The sequence below is a fragment of the Streptomyces sp. NPDC048718 genome (assembly GCF_043198875.1).
Lineage (GTDB): Bacteria > Actinomycetota > Actinomycetes > Streptomycetales > Streptomycetaceae > Streptomyces.
Window position 1 is genome coordinate 443,460 of record NZ_JBICVG010000005.1, and the last position, 17,264, is coordinate 460,723.

At 72.3% G+C, this 17,264-nt stretch carries 17 protein-coding genes and 3 tRNA genes; 17 read left to right on the forward strand and 3 right to left on the reverse strand.

Translation table 11 applies throughout. From position 1 onward, the window contains the following. Positions 1-19 precede the first annotated feature (19 nt). The 6 genes from galE (at position 20) to ACGFRB_RS12600 (ending at position 6,520) form a co-directional block, all read left to right on the forward strand. Positions 20-1,009: a UDP-glucose 4-epimerase GalE gene (gene galE, locus ACGFRB_RS12575; RefSeq protein ID WP_393242394.1), complete on the forward strand. Its 990-nt coding sequence runs from the start codon at positions 20-22 to the stop codon at positions 1,007-1,009. Positions 1,010-1,137: 128 nt separating this feature from the next. Further along, entirely contained in the window at positions 1,138-2,238 is a 1,101-nt protein-coding gene (gene proB, locus ACGFRB_RS12580) for a glutamate 5-kinase (protein ID WP_363006616.1), read from the forward strand. A 274-nt stretch (positions 2,239-2,512) separates the two neighbouring features. Continuing rightward, entirely contained in the window at positions 2,513-3,016 is a 504-nt protein-coding gene (locus tag ACGFRB_RS12585) for a hypothetical protein (protein ID WP_393242396.1), read from the forward strand. Positions 3,017-3,231: 215 nt separating this feature from the next. Next, positions 3,232-4,515, forward strand: a complete 1,284-nt coding sequence (locus ACGFRB_RS12590; RefSeq protein ID WP_393242399.1) for a glutamate-5-semialdehyde dehydrogenase — start codon at positions 3,232-3,234, stop codon at positions 4,513-4,515. Positions 4,516-4,626: 111 nt separating this feature from the next. After that, entirely contained in the window at positions 4,627-5,214 is a 588-nt protein-coding gene (locus tag ACGFRB_RS12595) for a hypothetical protein (RefSeq protein ID WP_393242402.1), read from the forward strand. Between the two features lie 226 nt (positions 5,215-5,440). Further along, the gene (locus ACGFRB_RS12600) at positions 5,441-6,520 is read left to right on the forward strand and encodes a hypothetical protein (protein WP_393242405.1); all 1,080 of its coding nucleotides are present in this window, start codon (positions 5,441-5,443) and stop codon (positions 6,518-6,520) included. A 32-nt stretch (positions 6,521-6,552) separates the two neighbouring features. Here the strand turns inward: ACGFRB_RS12600 and ACGFRB_RS12605 are convergent, their stop codons facing one another. After that, positions 6,553-7,734 (reverse strand): M48 family metallopeptidase, encoded by a 1,182-nt coding sequence (locus ACGFRB_RS12605; protein ID WP_393242408.1) that lies wholly within the window; start codon positions 7,732-7,734, stop codon positions 6,553-6,555. Positions 7,735-8,027: 293 nt separating this feature from the next. On the opposite strand from ACGFRB_RS12605, the gene ACGFRB_RS12610 reads away from it, so the two are divergent. The 7 genes from ACGFRB_RS12610 (at position 8,028) to ACGFRB_RS12640 (ending at position 12,530) form a co-directional block, all read left to right on the forward strand. Further along, a complete protein-coding gene (locus ACGFRB_RS12610; RefSeq protein ID WP_393242558.1) occupies positions 8,028-8,345 on the forward strand; it encodes a hypothetical protein in 318 nt (105 codons plus the stop codon). 83 nt (positions 8,346-8,428) lie between these two features. Beyond that, a complete protein-coding gene (locus tag ACGFRB_RS12615) occupies positions 8,429-8,593 on the forward strand; it encodes a hypothetical protein (RefSeq protein WP_363006453.1) in 165 nt (54 codons plus the stop codon). Positions 8,594-8,646: 53 nt separating this feature from the next. Continuing rightward, positions 8,647-9,267, forward strand: coding sequence for a nicotinate-nucleotide adenylyltransferase (gene nadD, locus ACGFRB_RS12620; RefSeq protein ID WP_363006451.1), 621 nt, complete (start codon positions 8,647-8,649; stop codon positions 9,265-9,267). Positions 9,268-9,298: 31 nt separating this feature from the next. Beyond that, entirely contained in the window at positions 9,299-11,170 is a 1,872-nt protein-coding gene (locus tag ACGFRB_RS12625) for an LCP family protein (protein ID WP_393242411.1), read from the forward strand. A gap of 50 nt (positions 11,171-11,220) precedes the next feature. Continuing rightward, complete coding sequence (gene rsfS / locus ACGFRB_RS12630; protein ID WP_363006447.1) at positions 11,221-11,688, forward strand: ribosome silencing factor; 468 nt, start codon at positions 11,221-11,223, stop codon at positions 11,686-11,688. Continuing rightward, entirely contained in the window at positions 11,685-12,338 is a 654-nt protein-coding gene (locus ACGFRB_RS12635; protein ID WP_393242556.1) for a histidine phosphatase family protein, read from the forward strand. The genes rsfS and ACGFRB_RS12635 overlap by 4 nt, the downstream gene beginning before the upstream one ends. 119 nt (positions 12,339-12,457) lie before the next feature. Then, positions 12,458-12,530, forward strand: a tRNA-Ala gene (locus ACGFRB_RS12640). Between the two features lie 91 nt (positions 12,531-12,621). On the opposite strand, the gene ACGFRB_RS12645 is transcribed toward ACGFRB_RS12640, so the two are convergent. Beyond that, on the reverse strand, positions 12,622-13,476 hold the full coding sequence (locus ACGFRB_RS12645; protein WP_393242414.1) for a helix-turn-helix transcriptional regulator: 855 nt from the start codon (positions 13,474-13,476) through the stop codon (positions 12,622-12,624). Positions 13,477-13,589: 113 nt separating this feature from the next. Here ACGFRB_RS12645 and ACGFRB_RS12650 point away from each other — a divergent pair, with 113 nt between their 5' ends. Continuing rightward, positions 13,590-15,086, forward strand: a complete 1,497-nt coding sequence (locus ACGFRB_RS12650) for an MFS transporter (protein ID WP_393242417.1) — start codon at positions 13,590-13,592, stop codon at positions 15,084-15,086. Between the two features lie 165 nt (positions 15,087-15,251). Beyond that, positions 15,252-15,485: a hypothetical protein gene (locus ACGFRB_RS12655; RefSeq protein ID WP_265862737.1), complete on the forward strand. Its 234-nt coding sequence runs from the start codon at positions 15,252-15,254 to the stop codon at positions 15,483-15,485. Here the strand turns inward: ACGFRB_RS12655 and ACGFRB_RS12660 are convergent. Beyond that, complete coding sequence (locus ACGFRB_RS12660; RefSeq protein WP_393242421.1) at positions 15,464-16,831, reverse strand: glycosyltransferase 87 family protein; 1,368 nt, start codon at positions 16,829-16,831, stop codon at positions 15,464-15,466. The genes ACGFRB_RS12655 and ACGFRB_RS12660 overlap by 22 nt on opposite strands. A 121-nt stretch (positions 16,832-16,952) precedes the next feature. Between ACGFRB_RS12660 and ACGFRB_RS12665 the strand changes: the two genes are divergently transcribed. Both ACGFRB_RS12665 and ACGFRB_RS12670 read left to right on the forward strand, forming a co-directional pair. Then, a tRNA-Ala gene (locus ACGFRB_RS12665) sits at positions 16,953-17,025 on the forward strand. Positions 17,026-17,096: 71 nt separating this feature from the next. Beyond that, positions 17,097-17,169 (forward strand) — tRNA-Ala (locus tag ACGFRB_RS12670). Positions 17,170-17,264 lie beyond the last annotated feature (95 nt).

Sequence of the window (17,264 nt, forward strand, 5' to 3'; positions counted from 1 at the left end):
TACGCGTTAGGCTGCCCGAATGACGTGGCTCATCACCGGCGGCGCCGGTTACATCGGCTCCCATGTCGTCAAGTCCATGACCGAGGCCGGCGAACGGGTGGTCGTCCTGGACGACCTCTCCACCGGCGACCCGGCCCGGATCCCGGCGGGCGTACCGCTGGAGCGGGGCACCGTCCTCGACCGGCCCTTCCTCGACAAGGTGCTGCGCGCCCACGGCGTCCGGGGCATCGTCCACCTCGCGGCGAAGAAGGCCGTCGGCGAATCCGTCGAACGCCCCCTCTTCTACTACCGCGAGAACGTCACCGGCCTCCAGACCCTCCTGGAGGCCGCCGCCGACGCCGGGGTGGCCGCGTTCCTCTTCTCCTCCTCCGCCTCCGTGTACGGGATGCCCGACACCGAACTGGTCACCGAGGACACCCCCTGCGCCCCGCTCAGCCCGTACGGCGAGACGAAGACCGCCGGCGAGTGGATGGTCCGCTCGGCCGGCCGGGCCCACGGCCTGGCCACCGCCTGTCTGCGCTACTTCAACGTGGCCGGCACCGCCGCCCCCGAGCTGGCCGACACCGGCGTCTCCAACCTCGTGCCCATGGTCTTCCAGCGGCTCGACGCCGGGGAGCCGCCGCTGATCTTCGGCGACGACTACCCGACCCCGGACGGCACCTGCGTCCGTGACTACATCCACGTCGCCGACCTCGCCGACGCCCATCTCGCCACCGCCCGCCGGCTCGCCGAGGACGCCGCGGCGGGCACCCCGCGCGACCTCACCCTCAACATCGGCCGGGGCGAGGGCGTCTCCGTACGGGAGATGATCGACCTGATCCGCGAGGTCACCGGCCGCTCCGCCGAGCCCGCAGTCGTCGCGCGCCGCCCCGGCGATCCGGCCCGGGTGGTCGCCGCGGCCGGACGGATCTTTGCCGAACTCGGCTGGACCGCCCGCCACGACGTCCGCGCCATGATCGCCTCGGCCTGGGACGCCCACACCGGGCGGGCCGTCCAGCCCGCGGAATAGCGGGGCGCAGGCCGGCGGCTCTCGCGTAGATTGCGTGCCGAGCGAGAGCACGGCACGCGGATCGGCGCGCCGCGCGCGACGGCGAGCACGACGGCGAGGACCCGCAGGTGACAGTGGCTAGGCAGGACGTGACGGAAGCCCGCAGGATCGTGGTGAAGGTCGGCTCGTCCTCGCTGACCACCGCCTCCGGGGGCCTCGACGCCGACCGGGTGGACGCCCTCGTGGACGTCCTGGCCAAGATCCGCAGCGGCGGCGAGAAGGAGATCGTGCTGGTCTCCTCCGGCGCCATCGCCGCCGGACTCGCCCCGCTCGGCCTCACCCGCCGTCCCAAGGACCTCGCCCGCCAGCAGGCCGCCGCCAGCGTCGGCCAGGGCCTGCTGGTGGCCCGCTACACCGCCTCCTTCGCGCGCTACGGCGTCCGCGTCGGCCAGGTCCTCCTCACCAGCGACGACACCAGCCGCCGCGCCCACTACCGCAACGCCTACCGCACCCTCGACCAGCTGCTCGCCATGGGCGCGCTGCCGGTCGTCAACGAGAACGACACGGTCGCCACGGACGAGATCCGCTTCGGCGACAACGACCGGCTCGCCGCCCTCGTCGCCCATCTCGTCCGCGCCGACCTGCTGGTCCTGCTGTCCGACGTGGACGGTCTGTACGACGGCGACCCGGCGCGCCCGGACACCACCCGTATCGCGGAGGTACGCGGCCCCGCCGACATCGCCCATGTCGAGATCGGCGCGGCGGGCAAGGCGGGCGTCGGCACCGGCGGCATGGTCACCAAGGTCGAGGCGGCCCGGATCGCCGCCGCCGCGGGCGTCCCCGTCGTCCTCACCTCCGCCAGCCGCGCCGCCGACGCCCTCACGGGCCGCGACACCGGCACGTACTTCCACCGCACCGGCCGCCGCTCCGCCGGCCGGCTGCTGTGGCTCGCCCACGCCTCCACGCCCCAGGGCGCGCTCGTCCTCGACGACGGGGCGGTCAAGGCCGTGGTGGAGGGCAAGAAGTCACTGCTCGCCGCCGGGATCGCCGCCGCCGAGGGAGAGTTCACGGCCGGCGACCCGGTGGAGCTGCGGAACACCGCGGGGCACGCCGTCGCCCGCGGGCTCGTCAACTTCGACGCCCGGGAACTGCCCCGGATGCTCGGCCGCTCCACCCACGACCTGGCCCGGGAACTGGGCCCGGAGTACGAGCGCGAGGTCGTGCACCGCGACGACCTCGTCGTGATGTGAACCGTACGACCGGACCGGGGCCCCGTACCCCTGCGTGTCCGGCCGGACGCGGTGCGTACGAGCCCGGCTCGTACGACCGGTGGCATGTGAACCGAAACGGCTGAAAGTCCGGTCAACCGGCGGGCACCTTTACCAAAACCGCCCCACGCACCGCCGCGGACTGCTCCACTTTGTGTCGGGGAGACGGAGTGCCGAGGGGACGGGACGACACACAGCACGCGCAGCACCAGGCAGCAGGCGACAGCACAGCGAAGGCAGCACACAGGAGGCCGCCGTGAGACGAGCGCGCCCAGGGGCACAGCCCCGCGGGACGGCCGAACGCGCCCTGACGAGTGTCGGGGCCGGAGCCGACTTCGACCGCGGGGGCTCCGCCGGCGTACGGCCGGCGGAGTCGTCGGGAAGGAGACCCGAGCAGACGCGGGAGCAGGAACGGGAGGTGTCCCGGCTCTGGCACGTCACGCTCAGCGTCTCCGGCCGGGAGGCCCCGCTGAAGGAGGTGCGCCGGGCCCTCGAACAGCTGGCCCACGACCACCCCTTCCTGCTGACCAGCCGCTACGCCGGTGACCACGCCGAGATCCGCTACTGGGAGGAGGCCCGCGATCTGCACGACGCCGCGGCCGTCGCCCTGCGGCTGTGGGGCGAGCACCGGCAGACCGCGCAGCTGCCGCCATGGGAGATCGTCGGTCTGGAGGTCATCGACCGCGAGACCTACCACCAGCGGATCGCCGAGGGCTACGGTCCGCCGCCGGCCGCCCCGGTCGGCGTCCACCCCTACTGAGCCCGCGCGTACCGAGCCCGCGCGCCGGACCCGCGCGCCCGCGTGCGCGGTTGCCGGCAGAGGCTCCGAAGCCCGTACGGAGGCATGCCGTACGGGCCCCGCGCCCGAGCCGTTTCCCGGGCCGCTTCCCGCCCCGCTTCCCGGGCCCGTCTCGGACTGCGGGACGGCCGGGAAAGACGTGAGGGATGTCCGCGGGCTGCCAGTACCCTGCGGGCATGACCTCGCTCACGCCCCTCGACAACATGTCCCCGGTCGCCCAGGCCGCCTACCGGGCCCGTGCCGCGGCCGCCGATATCGCGCCACTTCCGCGCGCGGCGAAGGACGACGCCCTGCTCGCCATGGCGGACGCCCTGGAGGTCCGTACGGCCGAGATCGTCGAGGCCAACGCCGAGGACATCGCCCGCGCCCGCGCGGCCGGGACCAGCGAGTCCGTCATCGACCGGCTCACCCTCACCCCCGAGCGGGTCCGGGCCATCGCCGCCGACGTCCGGCACGTCGCCGCCCTGCCCGACCCGGTCGGCGAGATCGTGCGCGGCTCCACCCTCCCCAACGGCATCGACCTGCGCCAGGTCCGCGTCCCGCTCGGCGTCATCGGCATCATCTACGAGGCCCGGCCCAACGTCACCGTCGACGCCGCCGCCCTCTGCCTCAAGTCCGGCAACGCCGTCCTGCTGCGCGGCTCCTCCTCCGCGTACGCCTCCAACAGCGCCCTCGTCCGGGTGCTGCGCGACGCCGTCGGCGGCGCGGGACTGCCCGCCGACGCCGTCCAGCTCGTCCCCGGCGAGTCCCGCGAGTCCGTACGCGAACTGATGCGCGCCCGAGGCCTCGTCGACGTGCTCATCCCGCGCGGCGGCGCCTCCCTGATCCGCACCGTCGTCGAGGAGTCCACCGTCCCGGTCATCGAGACCGGCACCGGCAACTGCCACGTCTACGTGGACGCCGAGGCCGACCTCGACATGGCCGTCGCCATCCTGGTCAACTCCAAGGCCGACCGGGTCAGCGTCTGCAACTCCGCCGAGACCCTCCTCGTGCACCAGGACATCGCCGCCGCCTTCCTGCCGCGCGCCCTCGACGCCCTGGCCGAGGCCGGCGTCACCGTCCACGCCGACGAGCGCGTCCTCGCCCACGCCGCGGACACCAAGGCCACCGTCGTCCCGGCCACCCCCGAGGACTGGGAGACCGAGTACCTCTCCTACGACATCGCCGCCGCCGTCGTCGACTCGCTCGACAAGGCCGTCGAGCACATCCGCTTCTGGAGCTCCGGCCACACCGAGGCCATCGTCACCACCTCCCAGGCCGCCGCCCGCCGGTTCACCCGGCTGGTCGACTCGACCACGGTCGCCGTCAACGCCTCCACCCGCTTCACGGACGGCGGACAGTTCGGCTTCGGCGCCGAGATCGGCATCTCCACCCAGAAGCTGCACGCCCGTGGCCCGATGGGCCTGCCGGAGCTGACCTCCACCAAGTACATCGTGACCGGCGACGGTCACATCCGGTGACCGGAGCCCGCTGAGAAACACCCCGGGAGGGCCCGGCACTCGGGCGGACGAGGGCAGCGGACGGTTGCGTACTCCCTGCCCAAAACGCCCTCCCGGGTCTACGCTGAACCCGTGCCGGACGACGTGGGGGGCAGGCCGTTTTCGGACGGCGAGGACCCCGATGACTCTGTCGACCGCGGCGGCGCCGACGAGGAATTCGCCACCGTGGTCTTCGACGAGGACTTCGTACGGGCCGCCGCCATCCACGAGCCCAGCGCAGTCGAACGGCTGCTCGCGGCCGCGCAGGCGCGCGCCGATGCCGAGGCCGAAGCGGCCCGCACCCGGGCCCTCGCCCGCCCCGGCGACGACGATCCGTACGGGGACGGCTACGACCCGAGGCTGCGCCCCGGTCACGATCCGGACACCGCCGCCGCGGGCCCCGACCCCTACGGGCCGGACGGCGGGGCCCTGCGCCCCTACCGGAACAGCGCCCGCTGGCACCGCCCGGTCGCCTGGGTGCTCGCCCTCGTGATGGGCGTCGGCATGGTCGCCCTCGCCTTCAGCGCCGTCTACCGGGGCGCCTCCCAGAACCGGCAGGACCGCATCCGGCCGCCCGCCACCACCGGCGTCGACAAGCCGCGGGTCGTCCCCGGCGCGGGCCCCGCGCCCACCGCGCCCCCGGTCCCCGCCGCGGTCCCGGCCGTCTCCGGGACGCCTTGATACACGGCCGCCCCGATGGGTACGAACTCAGGGAAGTTCTCACCTGCCGGGGCGCTCACTTCCCAGCCGTGTCGCCGGTCACGCGACCGGCCTACCCTGAAGTGGTGACCCCTCCCTCATGCGAGGGCTTCTCACCCGTCCGTACCAGTGGACGGGTGGCGGACCGGATCCCCCGATGACCCGTCCGACGTCGTCGACGTGAGGTGAGCGCGAAAGCGGAGGTGCTGTGGCAGGCCGAGGACAACCGCCGGAGGTCCCGCCCCCCGAGGAGCCGTCCGGCGGCGGTGAGGACGAGTACCGGTCCATCGTCTTCGACGAGGCGTTCATCCGCGCTGCGCGCCTCCAGGAGTTCTCCGCCCGGGAACGCATGGGCGAGCACGCCCAGGCCGTCCGTCCCCGCCCCGGGCGGGCGCGCCGCACCGGCGCCCGGCAGGCCCTGCTGCTCGTTCTGCTCGTCCTCCTCGCCTTCGGTACCGCCGTCTATCTCGGCGTCCGCAACCCCTACCAGGTCCCGCTCGCCCAGCCCGCCGAGCCACTGCGCAGCACGGTGGTCCGGCTCGTCCCCGAGGGGCCGGTCCCCGGCGGCCCGGCCGCCGGCCTCTTCGCGCACAGCCCCGCCGCCGGCTACCCGGCCGGAGCCGCCGGGATCATCCTGCCGCCCGCCGCCCCCACCACCGGCTTCTCCGAGGACCAGGTCAGAGCGGCCCTCGGCATCGCCAAGGACTATCTGGTCGCCTCCTCCCTCGACCCCGCCGTCCTGGGCGGGCGGACCGTCGCCCCGGCACGGCAGCTGCTCGACCCCGACCAACAGCAGCAGTTCGACCAGAGCACCGGCGCGTCGAAGGACGACGGCCGGCACGCCGTCTCCGGCTGGCTGGTCCGCTTCGACCCCCACCGGGCCGTTCTCGCCGACCCCGCCGTCCGGGTCCAGGGCACCCTCCACTACGCGCAGGTCGGCAGCGACCAGCTGGAGGTCACCTCGGACCACACCTTCACCTACGCACTCCGCCCCGCCGCCGGCAAGGCCACGGCCGACCGGGCCTCGCTGTACACGGTCCACCGCGAACTGCGCTTCCGCTTCGACCGCCAGGACCTCCAGACGCACCGCGCCGCACTGCTGACCAGCACCGTCGAGGCCGGCCCGCAGTCCTGCGACACCGACACCAGCGGCACCCTGCGTCCGCTGCTGGCGGGCGAGCGGGCCGACCGCACGCACCTGGCCGTCACCGACCCGTACGCGACGGGCCTGCCCGCCCCCTCGGCGCTCTGCGGAGTCCTCGCCCCGAAGTCCCAGCCCTCTCCTTAGAGGGCTGTCCTGGCCCCGACCCTGGCCTGGAGCTATCGGCCCGTGCCCTCGCCGCCGTCGCGGTCCTGCGTGCTCTCCTTGCCCTCCGCGTCCTCCGGCTCACCCGTGGCCTTGCCGCCCGGCGCGTCCTCGGCACCCTCCCCTGCGGCCGTACCCGCCGGACCGGCCCCGGCCGTACCCGAGCCGCCGCCGAAGCGGCCGAAGAGCTTCCCGCCCAGATCGCCCGCGAGGTCCCCGGCGCCGCCGGCTATGTCGGTGACCAGCTTCATCAGCGGATCCTTGCTGGACCGCACCGACTCCGCGTAGTGCCGCCCCGACTCGCGGAAGGAGTCGGTCACCGAGGTGTCCTTGTCCTCCGTGCGCTTCGGGTAGTGGCCGTCCATGACCCGCTGGTAGTCGCGGGTCTCGGACCACTTCTTCAGCTCGGCCGCCCGGACCGTGGTGAACGGGTGCGAGCGCGGCAGCACATTGAGGATCTTCAGGACGGAGTCCCGCAGGTCGCCGCCCTTCTCGTACTCCTCCGCCTGGGCGAGGAAGGCGTCCACGTTCATCTCGTGGAGGTGGTTGCCGCCCGCGATCTTCATCAGGCCGCGCATCGAGGCCTGGAGATCCTGCCCCACCAGCAGCCCCGCCCGGTCGGCGGACAGCTCCGACTTGCGGAACCACTCGCGCAGCGCGGTCACGATCGCCGTGACCGCCACCGTCCCCAGCGGGATCCAGGCGACCTTCAGCGCGAGACTGGTGAGGAAGAGCAGCACCGTCCGGTACACGGCGTGGCCCGAGAGCGCGTGGCCCACCTCGTGGCCGACGACCGCGCGCATCTCCTCCTCGTCGAGCAGCTCCACCAGACCGGTGGTGACCACGATGATCGGCTCGTCCAGGCCGATGCACATCGCGTTCGGCTTCGGGTCCTGCGTCACGTACATCGGCGGGACCTTCTCCAGGTCCAGGATGTAACAGGCGTCCCGCAGCATGTCGTTGAGGTGCGAGAACTGAGCGTCGCTCACCCGCACGGAGTCCGACAGGAACAGCAGCCTCAGGCTCCGCTCGGGCAGCAGCCCGCTCAGCGCCTTGAACACGGTGTCGAAGCCGCTCAGCTTGCGCAGCGCGACCAGCGCCGAACGGTCCGCCGGGTGCTCGTAGGCCCGCGAGGAGATGTCCGCGAAGCGCCTGCGCCGCCGTCCCGGCAGCTTCTCCCCATGGATCTCGGTCATGGATGCCCCCTGTTCGTACGAGTCGTCGTGCTCGTCCCCCTGACGCGCCCAGCCTAGGGCCTACCTTCCGGGTCTTGCTGGGCTCGCGGGCCCCGGTGCGCGCGCTCGCCGCGTTGTCGTCGGTCGCCAACGCTCCGCGTTGTCTCCCTCCTTCGCCTTGCGATCGCACGCACCGGAACCCGCTCCCTGATCCAGCCTGACCCCGGAAGGCAGACCCTAGACGAGAGGGCTACCGTGTGCCGGAGCCCTGTGGATAACTCGGGCACCGTGGACAACCGAGGAGCACGACCGTCATGACGGAACCCGTCACCCACGCCGTCCCCGCCCTGCTCGCCGCCGCCTCCGAGCAGGGGCCGGGCAACACCCTGCGGATCCTTCTGCTGGCCTCGATGATCGGCGGCGCGCTGCTCGCCTGGTTCCTGCTGCGCGGCTACCGCCAGACCGGCACCGACACCGATGCCGACGCGAATGCCGGTGCCGGCACTGCCGCCGACGCCGCCGGCGACCCCGCCGCCCCGGCCTCTCCGGAGAGCCCCTCAGCCGCCCCCGCGACCTCGTCCGCGACCCCCGCCGCACGCACCGGAAACGGCTCCACCGACGCCAACGCCTGAGTCGGCGTGAGCACGCCGCGACGTCCCGCATACGATGTGCGCGAAGTCTCCGCTCCCATCCCCGATCGAAGGTCCTTCAGAAGATGAGCCTCCACGCCACCGCCGCCAACCTGGTCACGCTCGCCAACGAGGGTGCCGAGCACGGCGGCAACCACGAAAGCCTCAGCCCGTTCGTCACCGGCGGCGGCGCCCTGCTCACGCTCCTTCTGCTGCTCTGGATCGTCACCCGCTTCAACCGCGACCGCTGAGCCGCGAGGCCGCTGATCCGGCACCCGACGCCGTGCCAGTAGGCTCTGCACGCATGGGAGAGCAGGAAGTGCCTACTGGCAGTGGCGGCAAGCGCCGACTCGGGGTGATGGGCGGGACGTTCGACCCGATCCATCACGGACACCTGGTGGCCGCCAGTGAGGTGGCCGCCCTGTTCCACCTCGACGAGGTGATATTCGTGCCGACCGGGCAGCCGTGGCAGAAGAGCCACAAGGCCGTCTCGCCGGCCGAGGACCGCTACCTGATGACGGTCATCGCCACCGCCTCCAACCCGCAGTTCTCCGTCAGCCGCATCGACATCGACCGCGGCGGGCCGACGTACACCATCGACACCCTGCGGGACCTGAGCTCCCTCAACAGCGACGCGGACCTGTTCTTCATCACCGGCGCCGACGCGCTGTCGCAGATCCTCACTTGGCGCAACGCCGAGGAACTGTTCGCCCTGGCCCACTTCATCGGCGTCACCCGGCCGGGCCACGACCTCACCGACGACGGACTGCCCAAGGGCGGGGTGTCGCTGGTGGAGGTCCCCGCACTCGCCATCTCCTCCACCGACTGCCGGGCGAGGGTGGCGCAGGGCGATCCCGTCTGGTACCTGGTGCCGGACGGCGTGGTGCGCTACATCGACAAGCGCCAGTTGTACCGCGGCGAGTAAGCCTCCGAGCGAGCCTCGGGGAGGGGCACCGTTGAACGATCAGCAGAACCCGTACGACCCGTACTACCAACCGCAGCCGCAGATCATCGGGTACGACGCGTACGGACAGCCGGTGTATCAGCAGGTCGCGCAGCAATACGACGACCCGTACACCGCACAGCAGCCCCCGACGGCCCAGCAGCAACACCAGCAGCAGACGCACCAGCAGACGCACCAGCAGTCACCGCAGCAGACCCCGCCGCAGTCCCACGGCCAGGACTACGGCACCCAGGACCAGCACTCCCAGGGGTACGCGCAGGACTACGGCCAGGGTTACTCCCAGGACTACGGCTACGACGCCTACGGTCAGCAGCAGGCCCCCGCGGCCCCCGGGACCCCGACGCCGTACGACCCGCCCCAGTACGACTCCCCGCAGTACGACCCGTACGGTCAGCAGCAGCCCGGCGGCGCGTACGACTACCAGCGGCAGACGTACGACACCGGCGGCCAGTGGGCCGTCCGGACCGAGGCCGCTCCCGCGCCGGCTCCGCCTCAGGCCCCCGCGCCCGCTCCGCCCCCGGAGCACACCCCCGACCCGCAGCCGCAGCGGTCCGCCTCCGTGCCCGGACAGCGCCCGTCCCCCGAGGACGACGAGCCGCGCGACTACCGCACCGAACAGTTCTCGTTCATCGAGGAGCCCGACGAGGACTCCGAGGACGTCATCGACTGGCTCAAGTTCACCGAGAGCCGGTCCGAGCGGCGCGAGGAGGCCCGCCGTCGCGGCCGGCACCGCGTCGTCGCCCTGGTCGTCGTCCTCGTGCTCGCCGTCGCCGGCGGCGTCGGCTGGCTCTGGTCGGCCGGGATGCTCCCCGGCACGTCGGACGGCGGCGAACAGGGGCAGAGCACCGCCACCGGCCCGCAGAAGCGCGACACCATCGTGGTCCACCTGCACGACACCAAGCGCGGCGGCACCTCCACCGCCCTCCTCGTGGACAACAGCACCACCGGCCGGGGCACCACCGTCCTGATCCCGAACACGCTCGCGGTCTCCAACGACGAGGGCTCCACCACCACGCTCGCCAAGTCCGTCGAGGACGACGGCTCCAGCGGCACCCGCGACGCCCTCGGCAACCTCCTCGGCGCGAAGATCGCCGGCACCTGGCGGCTGGACACCCCGTACCTGGAGAACCTGGTCGAGCTGGTCAGCAACATCGACCTCACCACCGACACCGACGTGCCCGGCGCCAAGGGCGCCGAGCCGCTGGTCCACAAGGGCGAGAACCAGACCCTGAACGGCCGCGCCGCCGTCGCCTACGCCACCTACCGGGCGTCCGGCGAGCCCGAGGCCAAGCAGCTCCAGCGCTTCGGACAGGTCCTGTACGGGGTGCTGCGGAAGATCTCCGACGATCCCAAGGCCGCCACGATCACCGTCGAGACCCTGGCCCAGATCCTCGACCCGTCGCTCCCGGAGAAGGACCTCGGCGCCTCGCTCGCGAAGCTTGCCGAGCACGCCAAGACGGGTGCGTACAAGACCGAGCTGCTGCCCGTCGAGAACGACGGCTCGCTCGGCGAGAACACCGGCCAGAGCATGGTCAAGGAGGTCCTCGGCGGCAAGGTCAGCGCCCCCGAGCAGGGCGCGGCCACCCGGGTCGCGATCCTCGACGCCAGCGGCAAGGACGCCACCGAGGCGGCCCGCGTGGTCCTGATCAACGGCGGGTACGCGGTCGTCGGCGGCAACAAGGCCGGCGCGCGGGCGACCTCCGAGGTCGTCTACGCGGACGACGCGCAGAAGGCGGGCGCGGCCGAGGTCGCCAAGACCCTCGGTCTGCCGGCCGGATCCGTCACCAAGGGCAAGGCCACCGGAAACGCCGAGGTCACGGTGGTGCTCGGCCAGGACTACAAGATCCCCGGGAGCAAACAGTGACCGTCCGGTAATCCTTTTCGGGCACGTCGGCGGTACATGAGACCCTTGAGGTGTCTCAGACCGCCGACGAAAGCCTGCTTGTGACCGCTACGGACCGCTCCATCGAGCTCGTCAACGCCGCCGCCCAGGCGGCGGCCGACCGACTCGCTCACGACATCATCGCGTACGACGTCAGCGATGTGCTGTCGATCACCGACGCCTTCCTGCTCGCCTCCGCGCCCAACGACCGCCAGGTCAAGTCGATCGTCGACGAGATCGAGGAGCGGCTGCTCAAGGATCTCGGCGCCAAGCCGGTACGCCGCGAGGGCGACCGCGACGCGCGCTGGATCCTCCTCGACTACGTCGACATCGTCATCCACGTCCAGCACAGCGAGGAGCGCGTCTACTACGCGCTGGAGCGCCTGTGGAAGGACTGCCCCGAGCTGACGCTGCCGGAGGACGCCGTCAAGACCCGCGGCAAGGGCGAAGAGCACGCCCAGCTGATGGGCCACGACGGGACGGACGGTGAGCTGAGCTGACCACCGCCAGGGGCGGCACCGGCCGCCGCATCGTGCTGTGGCGCCACGGGCAGACCTCCTGGAACCTGGAGCGCCGCTTTCAGGGCTCCACGGACATCGAGCTGACCGACACCGGCGTCGCCCAGGCGCGCCGGGCGGCCCGTTTGCTCGCCGGTCTGAAGCCGAGCGCGATCGTCTCGTCGGATCTGCGACGGGCGGCGGCCACGGCCGCCGAGCTGGCCGCGCTGACCGGGCATACCGTCGCCTCCGACCCCGCGCTGCGCGAGACGTACGCGGGGGAGTGGCAGGGGCTGACCCACGACGAGATCACCGCCCGGTTCGGGGAGCAGTACGCCGCGTGGAAGCGGGGCGAGCCGGTGCGGCGCGGTGGTGGCGAGCTGGAGACCGAGGTGGCCGACCGGGCCGCCCCGGTGGTGCTGGCGCACGCCGACCGGCTGCCCGAGCAGGGCACGCTCGTCGTGGTCAGCCACGGCGGCACCATCCGCACCACCATCGGCAGGCTGCTCGGGCTTGAGGCCACGCACTGGGAGTCCCTGGGCGGTCTGTCGAACTGCTGCTGGTCCGTCCTCGGCGAGGGCGTGCACGGCTGGCGTCTCCTGGAGCACAACGCGGGGTCGCTGCCCGAGCCCGTGCTCGGCGACGACGCCTGAGCCGACGCCTGGGCCGGCACCCCGGCCCGCGCGGGTGGCCTGTCGGAGCCGATTTCGCTTTCCGGCAGGTCACCGGCTAAAGTTCTTCTTGTTCGCAGCGCGGAGCGCGAGGAACACGAGGGGCTATAGCTCAGTTGGTAGAGCGCTTGCATGGCATGCAAGAGGTCAGGAGTTCAATTCTCCTTAGCTCCACAGTCAAGGATCCCGTCCCCGTCAGGGGGCGGGATTCCGCGTTTCCGGGAGTCTTCCCTTCGCCCTGACCGGCCCGCCCCGGCTCGGCCCGTCACCCCGCCTCGGCAAGCAAGGTGTCGATGGCCCGGCGGCTCTCCTCGTCGCTCGGCGTGTAAGTGACGATCCGGCACTCCGGCATCCCGTTGATCGACAGCGAGACCGAGGTCGTCCGTATCACCCCGACCCGCTCGTGCCGGAACGTCTTCACGCGCGTGCCCGGCACCACCACGTCCCCGCTGCGCCACAGTTCCGCGAAGTACGGGCTCGCCTCCGACAGCAGCCGGACGAACGACTCCCAGGCGGGCTCGCCCACATGGCGCCCGTACGCGCCCCGCAGCTGGGCCACCATCAGCGGCAGTTCCAGATGCCGGTCGACCACGGGACATTCCTCGTCGGGCACCGTGAAGAGGGACCACAGCACATTGCGTACGCCCAGCGGACCCAGGGCGCCGGTCCCGGCCCGATGGAACAGCAGGGAGTACGAGGCGTTGGCGGCCAGCAGGTCGTAGCGCGCGTTGTAGACCACGGCGGGCAGCGGCACGAGGGCGTCCAGGATGCCCTGGATCTCCGGGCTGACCGCCATCGGCTGCTCGGGCGCCGCGTCCGGCCCGTACGGCACCTCCGCCAGGTGGTAGAGATGCTCGCGCTCGGACCGGTCGAGCCGCAGCGTACGGGCCACCGCGTCGAGCACCTGCCCCGAGGCGTTGATCGGCCGGCCCTGCTCCAACCACGTGTACCAGGTCACGCCGACCCCGGAGAGCTGGGCCACCTCCTCCCGGCGAAGTCCCGGCGTACGCCGCCGCAGCCCCGGCGGCATCCCTACGTCCTGCGGGGTCACCCGCGCCCGGCGGTTGCGCAGGAACGCCGCCAGTTCCGGCCTGCGGCGGGTTCGCGTCGGTGCTGCCATGGTGATCGTCACCCTCCCATCGTCGGGCCTTCGCGCGGCCGTTGCCAGGTGCTGCCAGTACCAGCATCGGCGGGCTCTCGTTACCCGTATCGGAGCGGGCCCACGCTCCTCGTATGACAACGACCGCCCCCCGTCCCGTACTCGGTACGGCCTCCCGAACCGGTGACCGTCCCCGTCCCCGTGCCCTGCTCGGCGTCGTGCTCGCCGCCCAGTTCATGGCCCTGCTCGACGTCTTCATCGTCAACGTCGCGGCGCCCGCCATCCGTTCGAGCCTGGGTGCCACCGGTGCCGGGATCCAGCTCGTCGTCGCCGGGTACACCATCGCCTACGCGGTCCTGCTGATCACCGGTGCCCGGCTCGGTGAACTGCTCGGCCACCGGCGGGTCTACCTCGCCGGACTCGCGCTCTTCACCGCCGCCTCGCTCGCCTGCGGAGTGGCCGGGGGAACCGGTCAGCTGATCGTCTTCCGGGTGCTGCAAGGCGCCGGCTCGGCCCTGATGATCCCCCAGGTGCTCAGCCTCATCCAGCGCAATTTCATCGGCGAGTCCAGGGTCCGGGCACTGAGCGCCTACTCCGCCGTGCTCGCCACCGGTTCGGCGGCCGGGCAGGTCCTCGGCGGCGTCCTCGTCAGCGCCGACCTGTTCGGCACCGGCTGGCGCCCGGTGTTCCTGGTCAATGTGCCCATCGGGCTCGTCCTGCTGCTCCTCGGCGCCCGGGTGCTGCCGCGCGACCCGGCCCGCAGCGCCGAACGGGCCCGTCCCCTCGACGTCCCCGGGCTGCTGCTGCTCGCCGGCTCCGTCTCGCTGTTCACCGTCCCGCTCGTGCTCGGCCAGGAGATCGGCTGGCCGCTGTGGACCTGGCTGTCGCTCGGCGGATCGCTGTTCCTGTTCGCCGCCTTCGGGACGTACGAGGCACGCCTCGCGCGCCGCGGCGGCGCCCCGCTCCTGACGCCCCGGGTGCTGCGCGCTCCCGGCATGGGCCGGGCCGCCGTGCGGATCGCGGCGGTGATGGCCGTCAACGGAGGATTCCTGTTCACCCTCACTATCCATCTGCAGGGCGGACTCGGGCAGAGCGCCCTGCGGACCGGTCTCGGCTTCGCGCCCATGGCCGCCGTCTTCGGGGGCGTCGGCCTCACCTGGCGGCGCTGGCCCGCCCGGCTGCGCCCGTTCCTGGTGCCCGGCGGCTTCCTCGTCGCGGCGGTCTCCGCGCTCGCCGTGGGCGCCCTCTTCGCGGGCGGCGGGAGCGGCGGATGGCTGCTCTATCCGGTCTTCTGCGCCATGGGCGCCGGTCTCGCCATGGCCTTCAGCCCGGCTCTGACCAGCGCGCTCGAAAACGTACGGCCGGCCGACGCGGCCGACGCGAGCGGACTGCTCGCCATGATGAACCAGCTCGGTCAGCTGATCGGCATCGCGGCCATCGGGACCCTCTTCCTGGGGCGGATCACCGGCCCGGGGGCGGAGGTGTCGGCCCGCGCGGTGGGGGTATGCGCCTTCGCACTGGCGCTGACCGCGCTCCTGGGCGCCGCCGCCGGGGTGCTCCGCCGACGGCACCGACCCCCTTGCGGGGCCATGGCAGAATCGGACAGCCGGAGGGGACAGCGGGTCCGGTAGGGAGGGAGCACATATGGCCGTGGCCGGTGCCGAGGGGGTCGAAACCCATACCGACGCCGAAGCCCATGCCGACTCCGTTGTGGTGTCCATGGCGTACGCCGTGGCTCCCGGCCCGCGAGCGCGGGCACGGTGCGCGGCTCGCGCGGCCATGACCGGAGCCGAGTGATGGGGGCGCACAGGCGGAAGTGCGACTGGTGCGGCAGCGGCACGCCCATCGTCCGGGACATGGACCCGGTCAACCCCTCGTTCCAGTACTGGTGCGAGGAATGCGCCCGGGCGCTGATCATAAAAGGCGACCCCATCGAGACGTACCGCGAACTCGAAGGGGAGCCGATCTACGGCCGGCTCCTGGACGAGCACTGCACCCTGAAGCGCTTCTACTCCTTCGCGACGGCCTGAGGCACCCGGACCGCGTCCCGCGCCTCCTCGCCCCGCGCCTCCTCGTGGCCCTCGTCCTCCCGGGGGCGGGGGACCCGCTCGGCGGGCGCCGCGGCCCGGCCCCGCCACACCGACAGCGCGTACCCGGCGAACACCGCGAGCGCCGTCAGCGGATAGACCGCCGAGAGCAGCATCTGCCCGGCGTTCTGGTCCAGTTCGGGACGGCCCGGGTCGTGCGGCACCCACCACAGCGCGAACGAGGCGAAGGCCAGCGCCACCGCTCCGGTCACCGGCCACACGCGCGTAGTGCGGTCGTGGAGCAGGATCAGCAGGGGCACGCACCACACCCAGTGGTGCGACCAGGAGATCGGGCTGATCATCAGCGCCGTGAACGCGGTGATCACCACGGCCGCCGCGCGGTCGCCGCGCAGCGCGGCCCGTACGGCGAGCGCCATGGCGGCGCAGCCGAGCAGCCCCGCCGCCGCGACCCACCACAGGCCCGGCGCGTCGGTGTGCAGCAGCCGGGCCAGCACGCCGCTGACGGACTGGTTGCCGGTCTCCTCGGCGTGCCCGACCCGGCCCGTCTCGAACAGGGTCCGGGTCCAGAAGGTCTTCGAGGCGTCCGGCATGGCCACCACCATCGCCAGCGTCGTGACCAGGAAAGTGCCGGTCGCCGTCAGCCCGGTCCGCAGCCACGGGTTCACGCCGCGCCCCGGAGCCGCGCCGCGGCGCTCCCGGCGCCACAGCAGCAGGCCCGCCGCGAACAGCAGCACCACGAACAGGCCCGGGGTCAGCTTCACGGCTGTCGCGAGCCCGATGCCCACCCCGGCCCAGCGCGCGCCCGGGCCGCCGGGGCGGCGGGTCAGGTCCCACAGCACCGCCGCCGCGACGAGCAGGTTGATCTGCCCGTACCGCAGCGTCGTCCACACCGGCTCGCACCACACGAGGAGCGCGGCGAGCAGGAAGGTCGCGCGCCACAGTTCGGCGCGCGCCGAGGGGCGCGCCAGGCGGGGGCGTATGAGCTGGAGCGACAACTGGACGAGCGCCACGACCAGGAGCAGGTTCCCGGCCGTGTTCAGCGTCCGCATCAGCGGCACGCCCACCAGGGTCAGCGGCAGGAAGAGCACGGCCGCGATCGGCGGATAGGTCATGGCCAGCCGCGCCGACGTGGCGCGCATCTCGTACAGATCGCCGCCGGCCCGCAGGGTCTCGGCCTCGGCCCGGTAGACCATCACGTCGAGCATGTTCACGTGGGCGAGACGCTGCGCCACCCAGAAAGCGGTGAACGACAGCAGGCAGACGGCGGCGGCGGTGACCAGGGGCCAGGGCCGCGCGCGGGGGGCTGAGGGGGGTGCGGAGACGGACACAGCCTGCGACCCTACCCCGGCCCCTGGGAGGGGCCCGGGGAACGGATTTGGCGAACGGCCGGGCGGCCGGTTACTGTTCTTTTCGTCGCCGCACGGGAGACCGGGCGCGGCGGTGAAACAAGGGGCTATAGCTCAGTTGGTAGAGCGCTTGCATGGCATGCAAGAGGTCAGGAGTTCAATTCTCCTTAGCTCCACAGAACGGTGGCGAGTCATTCCGACCGGATGACTCGTGACTCTTCTGCGGTAGTCTTACTCCCGCATACGCGGGGCTATAGCTCAGTTGGTAGAGCGCTTGCATGGCATGCAAGAGGTCAGGAGTTCAATTCTCCTTAGCTCCACAGATGAGAAGCGGGTCATCCGGACAGGATGGCCCGCTTTTTCGTATGCCCACATGTCCACATGCCCACACGTCACGTCCGCATGTCCGGCGGGT

Coding starts and splice junctions, on each gene's coding strand:
- galE (WP_393242394.1), top strand. CDS start 20: ATGACGTGGCTCATCACCGGCGGCGCCGGTTACATCGGCTCCCATGTC.
- nadD (WP_363006451.1), top strand. CDS start 8,647: ATGGGAGAGCAGGAAGTGCCTACTGGCAGTGGCGGCAAGCGCCGACTC.
- ACGFRB_RS12590 (WP_393242399.1), top strand. CDS start 3,232: ATGACCTCGCTCACGCCCCTCGACAACATGTCCCCGGTCGCCCAGGCC.
- ACGFRB_RS12605 (WP_393242408.1), bottom strand. CDS start 7,734: ATGACCGAGATCCATGGGGAGAAGCTGCCGGGACGGCGGCGCAGGCGC.
- ACGFRB_RS12610 (WP_393242558.1), top strand. CDS start 8,028: ATGACGGAACCCGTCACCCACGCCGTCCCCGCCCTGCTCGCCGCCGCC.
- ACGFRB_RS12615 (WP_363006453.1), top strand. CDS start 8,429: ATGAGCCTCCACGCCACCGCCGCCAACCTGGTCACGCTCGCCAACGAG.
- ACGFRB_RS12645 (WP_393242414.1), bottom strand. CDS start 13,476: ATGGCAGCACCGACGCGAACCCGCCGCAGGCCGGAACTGGCGGCGTTC.
- ACGFRB_RS12650 (WP_393242417.1), top strand. CDS start 13,590: ATGACAACGACCGCCCCCCGTCCCGTACTCGGTACGGCCTCCCGAACC.
- ACGFRB_RS12655 (WP_265862737.1), top strand. CDS start 15,252: ATGGGGGCGCACAGGCGGAAGTGCGACTGGTGCGGCAGCGGCACGCCC.